Raw genomic sequence first — 12,739 nt, forward strand, 5'->3', positions numbered from 1 at the left:
TTAAATCTCCTTGCCTTTCAACAGTCTCAGCGCATTGCCAACCACCAGCAGGGACACCCCCACATCGGCAGCAATTGCCCCCCACATCGAGGCCAGCCCCAAAGCAGTGGCCAGAGCAAACCCCAGTTTGGTCACCAGCGACAGCCCGATATTCTGGCGGATCACCGCCATGGTCCGGCGTGAATGCGCAATCAGCCAGGGCAAACGGCTGATGTCATCGCTCATCAAGGCGATATCTGCGGTTTCGATGGCCGTATCAGATCCCATCGCCCCCATGGCGACGGCAAAATGCGCCCGCGCCATGGCCGGGGCGTCATTCACCCCATCGCCCATCATCGCCACCATTTTATAGCGTTTGGTCAGCGCCTCAATCCGGCTCAGCTTGTCACCGGGCAAGAGACCCGCGTGAACCGTGTCGATCCCGGTGCCGCGCGCAACGGCCCCTGCGGCAGCAGCATTGTCCCCTGTCAGGATCACCACTTCCTTGACCCCCAGGTCGTGCAGCGCCGCAATGGTTTCTGGCGCGCCGGGCCGCAGCCTGTCGCGCAGAGCGATCAGCCCCATCAGTCCCCCAGTCTCTCCGACCACCACCAGGGTGGCTCCGCCAGCTTCAATCTCAGCAATCAGAGCCTCTGGCAGTTCCGCAGCAAAGCCCTTTTCCGCAGCAAACCGGGCTGAGCCAAGCCAGATCTCGCGCCCCTGCTGCAGGCCCTCTACGCCACGTCCAGGCACCGTACGGCTCTCCCTTGCGGCTTCAACAACCAGCCCTTCTTGCGCAGCTTCAGCCAGAATGGCCAGAGCCAGCGGATGCGAGGCCCGGGACTCAAGCGCGGCGGCGGCCTGCAGCAGATCGCGTTTACCGGTGCCTCCCAAAGGGTACAGCGCCGTAACTTCGGGGCGGCCCTCTGTCAGAGTGCCGGTCTTGTCCAGCGCGATGGCCTCCAGCTTACCCGGCGCTTCGATATAGGCACCGCCTTTGATCAACACGCCGGCACGCGCAGCAGCAGCCAGCGAGGCCACTATCGAAACCGGGGTCGAAATCACCAACGCGCAGGGGCAGGCGATGACCAGCAGGACCAGCGCGTTGTAAAACCAAAACCCCCAGTCTCCGCCCAGAACCAGCGGCGGCAGGCAGGCCAGCGCAATGGCCAACCCCAGCACCGTCGGCGTATAGATACGGGCAAACTTGCTCACCCATTGCTCGACGGGCGCCCGACGGGCATGGGCATCGCCCACCATACGGTTGATCTTGGCCAAGACGGTATCGCTGGCCAGTTTTGTGGTCTCAACCGTCAGGCTGCCTTCGCCATTCAGCGTCCCGGCGTAGACCTCATCGCCGGGCTCTTTAACCACCAAAGCGCTTTCCCCCGTGATCGGAGCCTGATCAACGGCCCCCGTTCCAGCGATAATCCGGCCATCCATCGGGATGCGATCGCCGCCCCGCAGGACAAAATGCTGACCAATCCGCACCTCATCGGCAGGCACATCCTCCTCGCTCCCATCCGCTCGAACCACCCGCGCGGTAGGTGGCGCCAGATTGAGCAGGGTCGACACCGCATTGCGTGCCCGCCCAACGCTCCAGCTCTCTAGCGTCAGCGACAGGGCAAAGAAAAGCGCCACCGTGGCGGCCTCAAAAAACTCGCCCAGCCCAATGGCGCCCCCCACGGCCACCACCATCAGCAGGTTCATATCAGGCGAGAGGTTACGCAGGGCGTACCAAGCCTTTGGCAGCACCAGCCAAACACCCAGCGCCACCGCCCCCAGAAAGAACAGGATTTCGCCCTGCGGCACTGGCAGATCGCCATGCCCGGCAAACAATTGCCCCAGGCCTGCGGCGCCAGAATGGGCGACATGCCAGGCCAGCCCCCCGCCCCAGAACAGCGCACTGGCGGCAGTGAACCGCTTTTGACGGTTGAGATGGGCCGCCTGATCCGCCTCGGCACTGGCGGCCTCCCAGGGTTTGGCTTGCATGCCCGTCGTGGACACCAATTCCAGAACCTCGGCATCTGCAATCTGTTTCGCTGAGGCAAGCAGTGTCATGCGCCCGTTAAAAACATCAAACCCAAGATGCTCTGCGCCGCCGAGAGCTGGGCCAAGTACGCGGTTGAGCACCGCCACCTCTTCGGCACAGCACAAGCCTGTGACGCGAAAACTGCGCCCTGAGCTGAGCTGAGCAACATCAAGGCCGCCCCCCCCGGCTGTCGCGACGCAACAGCCCCCTACTTGGGGGGGCTGGCCGCGCAAAGGGTCAGACCGCGGAATCGATTTGGGGGTGCTGCAGCAGCTATCCTGGGACATTTCGGCCTCTCGTTTTTCTAAGACCTGCTCTAGATAGAACCTCCAGCAACTAGAGCTTCAAGAGCTTTTTGAGAAAAACTTTTGACCCATTGCCCACCCCAGGCGTTCTACCCAGGGTCAGGGCTGTTCTGTCCGGTGCGAAAACCGCCAGCCTTATCCCGCCATGGCATGGCCCGAAGAGGCCTGCCCCGCTTCACAATAGGCATTGCGTCGCACGGCCTGCGGGCTGACACCCAGCTGTTTATGAAACCAGCGCGACAGATTGGACCGGGTGCCAAACCCGGTGGCTGCCACGATTTCATAGACATTCATACTGGTATGGGTCAGCAACTGATGCGCCCGCTCGATCCGCAACATACGATAGGCCGTCTGTGGCCCGCCACCCGTGCGATCCCGGAACCGGCGTTGCAGTTTGCGGGTCGACACCCCTTGCTGGCGGGCCAACTCGCAGATTGAAATGGGCTCTTCGATATGTTGCTGCATCAGATGCAGGCTTTTTTCGATCAGATTGTCCCCCCCGGCCTTTTGCAGGATGTCCAGCGTCGCCTTGCTTTGAAACCGCGTATCACCGGCGTCCAGTCCGATGTATTCGCCCAAGGCATCGGCCATAAACTCGCCATGCTCGCGGCCGATCAGATCCAGCAGCAGGCGCGGAGTGGCCAGCGGGCTGACAGCGGAATGCACTGAATCTGTCAGATGATATTGCGTACCCGCAGCCGCGCTTTTCAAGGCTTCTTCCTCGGCGGCGGCGGCAAAATTGGAGTGAACGGCCAGCACATGCCCGTCAAACATTCCCGCGTCCCGCAGCAGGAACACCGCGCCCCCCACCAGGATCGGCTGACGGCACCGATGCAACAGGGTCTGCAAAGCCGCCCGGTCGCTGTCCTTGACCCGCCACCGCGCCCGGATATCGCCCAAAAATATGCAGATGCTGCGCTGCTGGCGGCCAAGGCTGAGATGATTGAAATCGGACAGCCGCAGGATCGACACATCATAGCGTGCGCCTGGAATAACCTCATTGGCAGAGAGCAGCAGATCGGCAAGCATCTGGCCGGCGCCAGAGCCTGCCTCGTCGGGCAGCAAGATCACCACCCGATTGACATCGGAGATTTCAGTCTTGGCCACGGCTGAGCAGCGGATGGTCTGGGTGTTGGGAGCTGGGCTTTGGAACGTCATGTCCGCATCCTCCGATTGTTTGCAGGTCTCCCGGAAAAGAGGAGGCACAGTTTCAAAGGGAAGTTGGTGCCGCCCCAGGAGAGGAGAGAGAGGGGCGACACCGGTTGGTAGCTTAGGAGATCAGCTGTCGCCGTCTTCCTCGTAGTCCGACATCGGCGGACAGGTGCAGATCAGGTTGCGGTCGCCATAGGCGTTGTCCACCCGATTGACGGCCGACCAGTATTTGTCGACGCCAAGGTTGCCGGGAGGGAAGCAGGCCTGTTCGCGGGTATAGGGACGATCCCATTCCCCCACCAGATCACGCACGGTGTGTGGCGCGTTCTTCAGCGGGTTGTTCTCCGCGTCGATCTTGCCGTCGATGATGTCCTGCGCTTCCGAACGGATCGACAGCATGGCTTCGCAGAAGCGATCCAACTCATCCTTGGGCTCGGATTCCGTGGGCTCAACCATCAGCGTACCAGCCACCGGCCAGGACATGGTTGGAGCGTGGAAGCCGCTATCAATCAAACGCTTGGCCACATCATCAACGCTGACGCCGCCTTCATCGTTCAACGGACGGGTGTCCAGGATGCATTCATGCGCCACACGACCAGTGGTCGAGGTGTAGAGGATCGGATAGGCATCCTTGAGGCGCGCCGCGATGTAGTTGGCGTTCAGGATCGCAACCTTGGTTGCCTGGGTCAGGCCGGCGCCCCCCATCAGCAGGATATAGGCCCAGCTGACTGGCAGGATCGACGGCGAGCCAAAGGGCGCGGCCGAAACCGGCCCAACGGCTGTGCCATACTCGGGATGGCCTGGCAGGTGCTCTTCCAGATGCGCCTTGACGCCGATCGGACCCATGCCGGGGCCGCCACCGCCATGCGGAATGCAGAAGGTCTTGTGCAGGTTCAGGTGGCTGACGTCGCCGCCAATCTTGCCAGGCTGGGCCAAGCCCACCATGGCATTCATGTTGGCACCGTCAATATAGACCTGACCGCCGTGATCATGGGTGATCTGGCAGACTTCCTGCACGGTTTCCTCAAACACACCATGGGTCGAAGGATAGGTGATCATGCAGGCCGCAAGATTGTCGGAGTGCTTGTCCGCCTTGGCGCGGAAGTCAGCGACATCAATGTTACCTTCCTCATCCGCGATGACCGGAACAACCTTGTAACCAACCATTTGTGCCGAAGCAGGGTTGGTGCCGTGGGCCGAAGTCGGGATCAGGCAGACGTTGCGGTGCGCATCACCGCGCGAAGCGTGGTAGCTGCGGATGGTCAGCAGACCGGCATATTCACCCTGCGCCCCCGAGTTGGGCTGCTGGGAGATCGCGTCATAGCCGGTGATCTGGCAGAGCTTGTCATTCAGATCGTCGATCATCGCGTGGTAACCCTGCGCCTGATCTTCTGGGCAGAAGGGGTGCAGGTTGCCAAACTCAGGCCAGGTGACCGGGATCATCTCGACGGTGGCGTTCAGCTTCATGGTGCAAGACCCCAGCGGGATCATCGCCCGGTCCAGCGCCAGATCGCGGTCGGCCAGGCGGCGCATGTAGCGGGTGATCTCGGCCTCGGCCCGGTTCTTATGGAAGATCGGGTGAGTCAGATACTCGCTTTCACGCAGCGCATGCTCAGGCAGACGGTATTGCTTGTTCGAGCTGTCATCCTGCTTGTCGATACCAAAGGCACCCCAGACCGCTTCGATGGTCTCAGCGCGGGTCTGCTCATCCAGGCTGATGCCAACCTTGGTTTCACCCACCTTGCGCAGGTTGATACCACGGGCCACGGCCGCTTCCATGACGGTCTGCTGCAGCGGGCCAACCGCGACGGTGATGGTGTCAAAGAAGACATCGGGCTCAACAGTGAAACCGTTTTCTTCCAGACCAGCCGCCAGGCGCGAGGTCTTGCGATGTACCGACTGGGCAATCGCCTTGATGCCATCGGGACCGTGATAGACCGCATACATCGAGGCCATGACCGCCAACAGCGCCTGAGCGGTACAGACGTTGGAGTTGGCTTTTTCGCGGCGGATGTGCTGTTCGCGGGTTTGCAGCGCCAGGCGGTAGGCCTTGTTGCCGCGGCTGTCGATGGAGACACCGATGATCCGGCCGGGCATGGCGCGCTTGAGCTTATCCGTGGTCGCCATATAGGCGGCGTGGGGGCCACCATAGCCCATGGGAACTCCAAAGCGTTGGGTCGAACCGATGGCAATATCGGCGCCCATTTCACCTGGGGATTTCAGCAGCGCCAGCGACAGGATGTCGGCGGCGACAACAGCGATGCCTTTGTGGTCGTGCAGCGCTTTGATCTCATCAGTGAAATCGCGCACATGGCCATAGGTGCCGGGATATTGGAAGATCGCGCCAAAGACGGCGCCGGCATCCAGCTCATCAGGATCGGCAACCACAACGTCGATGCCCAGAGGCTCGGCGCGGGTCTTGATCACGGCGATGGTCTGCGCGTGGCAGTTCTGGTCGACAAAGAAGGCAGCGTTGTTTGCCTTGGAGCGCGAACCACGATGCGCCATCGACATGGCTTCGGCGGCGGCGGTGGCCTCGTCCAGAAGCGAGGCATTGGCGATATCCATACCGGTCAGGTCGCTGACCATGGTCTGGTAGTTCAGCAGTGCTTCTAGGCGGCCCTGGGAGATTTCCGGCTGGTAGGGTGTATAGGCGGTGTACCAGGCCGGGTTTTCCAGGATGTTGCGCAGGATTGGCGCCGGGGTCGAGGTGCCATAGTAGCCCTGACCGATCAGCGAGGTCAGAACCTTGTTCTGGCCGGCCACTTCTTTCATGTGGAACAGGGCGTCGCGCTCGGTCATCGCCGGGCCCCAGTCCAGCGGATCTTGCTGGCGGATGGCGGATGGCACGGTGGCGTCGATCAGATCATCAAGGGTCTTGAAGCCGATCACCTTCAGCATCTCGGCCATTTCAGCCGGAGAGGGGCCGATGTGGCGACGGTTGGCGAAGTCATAGGCTTCGTAGTCGGTCAGTTTAAAGGCCATTTGCGGCGCTCCTATGGAAAGGGAACAACCAGCCGGATCTGTCGGAGCCTCCGGCGGGAATATTTAGAGAAAGATGATAAGGCGGGGCCGGAGGGACCGGCCCCGGCAACATCAACCGATCAGGGCTTTGTAGCCATCCAGGTCCATCAGCTCTTCCAGCTGGGCAGCATCTGCCAGTTTGATCTTGTAGATCCAGGCATCGCCTTCGGGGCTCTCGTTCAGAGCGCCGGGGTTGTCGGCCAGCGCTTCGTTGGCCTCAACCACTTCGCCATCCAGCGGCGCGTAGATTTCCGAGGCTGCCTTGACGGATTCAATAACGCCGATCTCATCGCCTTTTTCAAAATCGTCGCCGGCTTCTTTCTGCTCGACAAAGACGATCTCGCCCAGCTGGTCAGCGGCGTGCTGGGTGATGCCCACAGTGGCAATATCCCCTTCAACAGTGACCCATTCGTGCTCTTCGGAATAATAGGTGGTCATAGCAGACTCTCCTCGTATCTTATCGTTTGACTTAGCGTTTGTAGTTCTGGGTCACGAAGGGCAGCGCGACGATTTCCGCCGGCTGGGCCTTGCCCCGGATGATCAGATTGACCTTTTCGCCGGGCTGGCCGTGACCTGCCGCGACATAGCCCATGGCAACGGGGGCACCCACGGTGGGACCAAAGCCGCCCGAGGTGATGGCACCGATGGTGTTGCCGTCAGCGCATTGCACTTCGACACCCTGGCGCGCAGGGGCACGGCCTTCCGGCTTGATGCCGACCAGCTTGCGGGCTGCTCCCTCGGCCAGTTCTTTCTGGATGCGGGCGGCACCGGGGAAGCCACCTTCCTCTTTGCGGCGCTTTTGCATCGCCCAGGTCAGCGAGGCCTCGACGGGTGTGGTGTCGTTGTCGATGTCATTGCCATATAGGCAAAGGCCAGCCTCAAGCCGCAGGGAGTCGCGGGCCCCCAGACCTGCGGGCTCACACTCGTCATGGGCCAGGAAAGCACGGGTGATCTCAACCGCTTTGTCTTCGGGGATCGAGATTTCATAGCCGTCTTCGCCGGTGTAGCCGAGGCGGGAGATGCGGCATTCGACACCCTTGATGTCCGCCACCAGGGTTTCCATGAATTTCATATCACGGGCAGCGGGGCACAGATCACCCACAACGTTTTCCGCCGAAGGACCCTGAACAGCCACCAAGGCGCGATCAAAGATCTCGGTCACTTCGACGCCCTCGAGGTGCTTGGCCATATGCGGGATGTCCTGGTGACGCATGGAAGCATTGACCACGACAAAGAAATGATCACCGGCATTGGAGACAATCAGGTCATCCATGATGCCGCCATTGTCATTGGTGAAGAATGTGTAGCGGGCCTTGCCTTCTTTCAGCGTAGTAAAGGCAGAGGGCGCGATCTTTTCCAGCTGGGCGGCAACATCATCGCCCTTCAGGATCACTTGCCCCATATGGGAGACATCAAACAGGCCTGCTTTTTCGCGGCATTGCTTGTGCTCACCCATGATGCCCATGGGATACTGCACCGGCATTTCCCAGCCGGCAAAATCAACCATCTTGCCGCCAAGTTCGACGTGCAGATCATAAAGCGGAGTGCGTTTAGGTGCGTCGGTCATCCTGTGCAGCCTTTTACTAGAGGTGTGATAGGGGGTGGAGGGCGCAGGCTGCGCCCTCCGGTTTTGGTTTATTCGCTTGCCTTATAGCCAGGCTCTTCCGACTGGCCGTTGGTTGCAAAGAACTCTTTGGTTACTTTGAAGACAACCGGGCTCAGCAGGGCCAGGGCGATCAGGTTTGGCAGCGCCATCATGGCATTCAGCGTATCCGCCAGCAGCCAGATAAAGCCGAGGTCAGCGGTGGCACCAAAGTAGATGGCGACGATCCACAACAGACGGTAAGGCAACATCACCTTAACACCAAACAGGAACTCCATGCATTTCTCACCATAGTAGGACCAGCCCAGGATGGTGGTGAAAGCAAAGATCGACAGGGCCACAGCGATGAAGTAACCGCCAAAGCCGGGCAGCGAAGTCTCAAAGGCCAGCGAGGTCAGAGCCGCGCCAGAGATTGCCGAGAAGCCTTCTTTGTCGCCATTGGCCAGGAAGTCCGCCACGGCCACATCCAAAGCGCCTGAGGCAATGATGGCCAGACCGGTGATCGAGCAAACGATGATGGTATCGATAAAGGTCCCCAGCATCGCGATCAGACCCTGGTTTACCGGGCCTTTGGTCTCAGCGGCGGCATGCGCGATCGGCGCGGAACCAAGGCCGGCTTCGTTCGAGAAGACGCCACGGGCCACACCAAAGCGGATTGCCAACCAAACGGCTGCACCAGCTGCGCCACCTTTGGCCGCCCAGGGTGTAAAGGCGTAGGTAAAGACCTGGCCCAGAGCATCCCCTAGGGCACCGATGTTCAGCACCAGAACCACAATACCTGCAGTGATGTAGCCAACCGCCATGACTGGCACCAATTTACCGGCAACGTTACCGATGCGGGTAATGCCACCCAGGATCACCGCTGCGGTCAAGGCCATCAGCGCAACACCCGAGATCCATGTTGGGATGGAGAAGTTCACTTCCAGAACCTGTGCAACACCGTTGGCCTGTACGCCATTGCCGATGCCAAAGGCTGCAACGCCGCCAAAGATCGCAAAGAGCACACCCAGCCAAGCCCATTTCGACCCCAGACCGTTCTTGATGTAATACATCGGGCCGCCGACGTAGTTGCCCTCTTCGTCCTTCTCGCGGTATTTCACCGCCAGAACGGCTTCGCAGAATTTGGTCGCCATGCCGACCAATGCGGTCATCCACATCCAGAACAGCGCGCCAGGGCCACCCAGGAAGACCGCGGTGGCAACACCGGCGATGTTACCGGTCCCGATGGTGGCGGACAGGGCCGTCATCAGCGCGTTAAAAGGCGAAATCTGGCCTTCGCCAGCACCTTCGCGACCTTTGAACATCAGACCAAAGCCCATGCCCAGTTTACGGATCGGCATGACTTTCAGGCCGACCTGCAGGAACAGGCCAACGCCGAGGATGAGCACCAGCATTGGCGGCCCCCAAACGACTCCGTTCACCCATCCTACAAAATTACTTAACGCTTCCATGGTTTCCCTCCCAATGCGTTACGGTTCAAACACTCTCGACCAGCGCCCGATCCCGGGCCTGTTTGAGAGCGGCAAAATCTTCGTCCGCGTGGAACGACGAGCGTGTCAGCGCAGTGGCAGACACCCCCAAAAAGCCCTTGTTGCGGGCGATCTGTTCCAGTTGTTCGAATTCCTCCGGCGACCAGAAACGGTCGATCGGGTGATGCTTTGGCGTGGGCTGCAGATATTGGCCCACGGTTAGAAAATCGACATTCGCCGCGCGCAGGTCATCCATGACCTGACGCACGTCGCTCATACTCTCCCCAAGGCCAACCATCAGGCCCGACTTGGTAAACAGCGACGGATTCGCCCGTTTGGCGTCATCCAGCAGGCGCAGCGAAGTATAGTAGCGCGCGCCGGGGCGCACGGTGGCATAGAGATGTGGCACAGTTTCCAGATTGTGGTTGAACACATCCGGAGCGGCCTCAAATACCGCTTGCGCCGCCGCGCCTTTGCCCAGGAAATCCGGGGTCAGGACTTCGACAGTTGTGTTTGGGTTCTGGTGGCGGACCGCGCGAATGGTCTGGGCAATATGTTCGGCCCCACCGTCCTGCAGATCGTCGCGATCCACAGAGGTGATCACAACATGGCGCAGCCCCAGCTTCTTGACCGCCTGGGCCACGCGACCCGGCTCAAAGGCATCCAACGCATCAGGGCGCCCCGTCATCACATTGCAAAAGGAACAGCCACGGGTGCAGATCTCGCCCATGATCATCATGGTGGCGTGTTTCTTGGACCAGCATTCGCCGATATTGGGGCAAGAGGCCTCTTCGCAGACTGTGGAGAGGTCATGATCGCGCATCAGGCGGCGGGTTTCGTAATACTCGGCGCTTTCGATCTTTTTCTTACGAATCCACTTGGGCTTGCGCGGGATCACGCTGTCTGCCTTCTTTGCCTTTTCGGGATGGCGTAGGCGGGGAGCTTGTACATTCATTGGGGTAACCTCCTCAGGCTGCGTCCTTAGGCGTGAATCGCGCGGTCCATGGCATCCAGGCAGGCTTCCTTCACCGCTTCCGCCATCGAAGGATGTGCGTGACAGCTGGCAGCGACCTCCTGAACCGTGAGACCTTTGGTCATGGCCAGAACCAGCTCTGCGATCAGATCACCCCCATGGGCACCACAAAGATGCGCTCCGAGGATCTTCCCCTCCATGTCCGCCAGCACCTTGACCGCGCCGTCGGTTTCCCCACTGGAACGGGCACGGGAGTTGGCCATAAAGGAGAATTTGCCAACCTTATACTCTGTGCCAGCTTCTTTCAGCGCCTCTTCGGTCACACCAACCGAGGCCACTTCGGGGTCGGTGTAAACCACGCCGGGCACGGTGCCGTAGTCGACATGCCCGTGCTCACCTGCCAGCATTTCGACACAGGCTACTCCGTCTTCCTCGGCTTTATGCGCCAGCATCGGGCCGGGCACACAATCGCCAATGGCATAGATGCCGGGCACCGATGTCTGGAAAGTCTCGTCCACCTCAATAACGCCACGCGCTGTCACCGAGACACCCAGAGCTTCCAACCCCAGACCACGGGTGACCGGACGCCGACCGATGGCAATCAACACCTTGTCAGCCTCAAGCTGCTCGATCTTATATTTGCCAACGCGCTCCAGCGTTAGCGACAGACCTGCATCTGTCTTTTCAATGGACTGCAAGGCCCGCCCCAGCTGGAACTTCAGTCCCTTCTTGCTGAGCGCACGCTGCGCCAGTTTGGCAATCTCGCCATCGATACCCGGCAGCACCCGGTCGAGATATTCGACGACCGTCACCTTCGCGCCCAGACGTGACCAGACCTGACCTAATTCAAGCCCGATCACGCCGGCGCCAACCACCACCAAATGCTCAGGCACGGAGGAAAGCTCCAAAGCGCCGGTACTGGTCAGCACGTCCACCTCGTCGATCTCCACGCCAGGGAGGGGCGTGGGTTCAGACCCGGTGGCAATGAGAATGTTCTTTGTTTCGATGACCTGATCGCCGACCTGCACCTGACCTGGGGCGGGAATGCTGGCCCAGCCTTCAATCAGCGCGACACCGTTCTTTTTGAACAGAAAGGCAATGCCTTTGGTTAGATCGCCAACGATCTTTTCCTTGCGCCCCATCATCGCAGGGACATCTACACTGGCTCCTTCAACGGAAACACCATGACCCGCAAGATGGGAAAGCTCGGCATATTTGCCCGAGGAGGTCAGCAACGCCTTCGATGGGATACACCCCACGTTGAGGCAGGTACCGCCCAGTGCGCCACGGCCTTCGACACAGGCAACCTTCAATCCCAGCTGAGCAGCCCGGATTGCCGCGACATAGCCACCAGGACCACCACCGATTACCACCAGATCAAAGCTGCTCATCCGTTTCCCCTCCCAGAGCGACATGTTCTCAAACATGAATGTATGCGCCTGTATGCGGCGTTATGTTCGTTTAGGAAACTTTTCCCCTTTAATCAACAAAAGATCTCGTGTGGAAATTTTGACTGCCGAATACATCAAAGCTAAGGTTCAGTCGCAACAGGAGAAATCGCAAAAAATGGAACCGGTTCAGTCAGAAGAAACAGGGCTCGCAGCTGACCCAACGGAAGCACCAGACGGTGAAGTCCTGGGAAAAATGATTCGCGACGCACGCAAAGAGAAGGGACTGACGCTAGAGGAAGCAGCCAAGGCGGCGGCCATCGGGCGCTCGACTCTCTCCAAGATCGAGAACAACCAGACCCGCCCCAGTTTCGAGATTATTCGCCGTCTGATGCAAACTTTGGAGCTGGAAACGCCGCAATTGTTCGTTCAGTCGGCGCAAAGCAGCATTTCGGGACGGCGCGATTACACGTTGTCCGGGCGCGGCGAGCATCAGGAAACCAAGACCTATGATCATGAACTCCTGTGTACCGAGCTCACCAGCAAGCGGATGCTGCCCTATATCAGCACCATCAAGGCGCGCGACGTCACCGAGTATGAAAGCTGGGTCCGCCATCGTGGCGAAGAGTTCATGTATGTGATCAGCGGAGATCTGGTGCTCTATACCGAGCACTATCGCCCCCTCAATATGAGTGCCGGTGATTCGGTCTATTACGACAGCGGCATGGGCCACGGCTGTGTTTCCGTCAGCGACGAAGACGCCAAAGTGCTCTGGGTCTCACTGGAAATCTAGTTTCCAGCAGGAAACTGCCGC

9 protein-coding genes are annotated in these 12,739 nt (G+C 59.9%); 1 reads left to right on the forward strand and 8 read right to left on the reverse strand.

All coding sequences use genetic code 11. The features are described 5' to 3' along the window. From AN476_RS06480 to lpdA, 8 genes are all read right to left on the reverse strand, one after another. On the reverse strand, positions 1–2,118 hold the full coding sequence (locus tag AN476_RS06480; protein WP_083464259.1) for a cation-translocating P-type ATPase: 2,118 nt from the start codon (positions 2,116–2,118) through the stop codon (positions 1–3). Between the two features lie 333 nt (positions 2,119–2,451). Next, the gene (locus AN476_RS06485; protein ID WP_054460164.1) at positions 2,452–3,474 is read right to left on the reverse strand and encodes a helix-turn-helix domain-containing protein; all 1,023 of its coding nucleotides are present in this window, start codon (positions 3,472–3,474) and stop codon (positions 2,452–2,454) included. A gap of 120 nt (positions 3,475–3,594) precedes the next feature. Then, positions 3,595–6,453 (reverse strand): aminomethyl-transferring glycine dehydrogenase, encoded by a 2,859-nt coding sequence (gene gcvP / locus AN476_RS06490; RefSeq protein ID WP_054460165.1) that lies wholly within the window; start codon positions 6,451–6,453, stop codon positions 3,595–3,597. Positions 6,454–6,564: 111 nt separating this feature from the next. After that, positions 6,565–6,930, reverse strand: a complete 366-nt coding sequence (gcvH, locus tag AN476_RS06495) for a glycine cleavage system protein GcvH (RefSeq protein ID WP_054460166.1) — start codon at positions 6,928–6,930, stop codon at positions 6,565–6,567. A gap of 31 nt (positions 6,931–6,961) precedes the next feature. Further along, positions 6,962–8,059: a glycine cleavage system aminomethyltransferase GcvT gene (gene gcvT / locus AN476_RS06500; RefSeq protein WP_054460167.1), complete on the reverse strand. Its 1,098-nt coding sequence runs from the start codon at positions 8,057–8,059 to the stop codon at positions 6,962–6,964. A 68-nt stretch (positions 8,060–8,127) separates the two neighbouring features. Beyond that, the gene (locus tag AN476_RS06505) at positions 8,128–9,546 is read right to left on the reverse strand and encodes a sodium:alanine symporter family protein (RefSeq protein WP_054460168.1); all 1,419 of its coding nucleotides are present in this window, start codon (positions 9,544–9,546) and stop codon (positions 8,128–8,130) included. Between the two features lie 25 nt (positions 9,547–9,571). Beyond that, positions 9,572–10,519 (reverse strand): lipoyl synthase, encoded by a 948-nt coding sequence (gene lipA, locus AN476_RS06510; protein ID WP_054460169.1) that lies wholly within the window; start codon positions 10,517–10,519, stop codon positions 9,572–9,574. 26 nt (positions 10,520–10,545) lie between these two features. Continuing rightward, positions 10,546–11,928 carry a dihydrolipoyl dehydrogenase gene (gene lpdA, locus AN476_RS06515; protein ID WP_054460205.1) on the reverse strand — a complete coding sequence of 461 codons (1,383 nt, stop codon included), beginning with the start codon at positions 11,926–11,928 and terminating at the stop codon, positions 10,546–10,548. A gap of 175 nt (positions 11,929–12,103) precedes the next feature. Here lpdA and AN476_RS06520 point away from each other — a divergent pair, with 175 nt between their 5' ends. Further along, positions 12,104–12,718 (forward strand): helix-turn-helix domain-containing protein, encoded by a 615-nt coding sequence (locus tag AN476_RS06520; RefSeq protein WP_054460206.1) that lies wholly within the window; start codon positions 12,104–12,106, stop codon positions 12,716–12,718. Positions 12,719–12,739: the final 21 nt, after the last annotated feature.

Source organism: Phaeobacter sp. 11ANDIMAR09, assembly GCF_001294455.1.
Classification (GTDB): Bacteria; Pseudomonadota; Alphaproteobacteria; order Rhodobacterales; family Rhodobacteraceae; genus Pseudophaeobacter.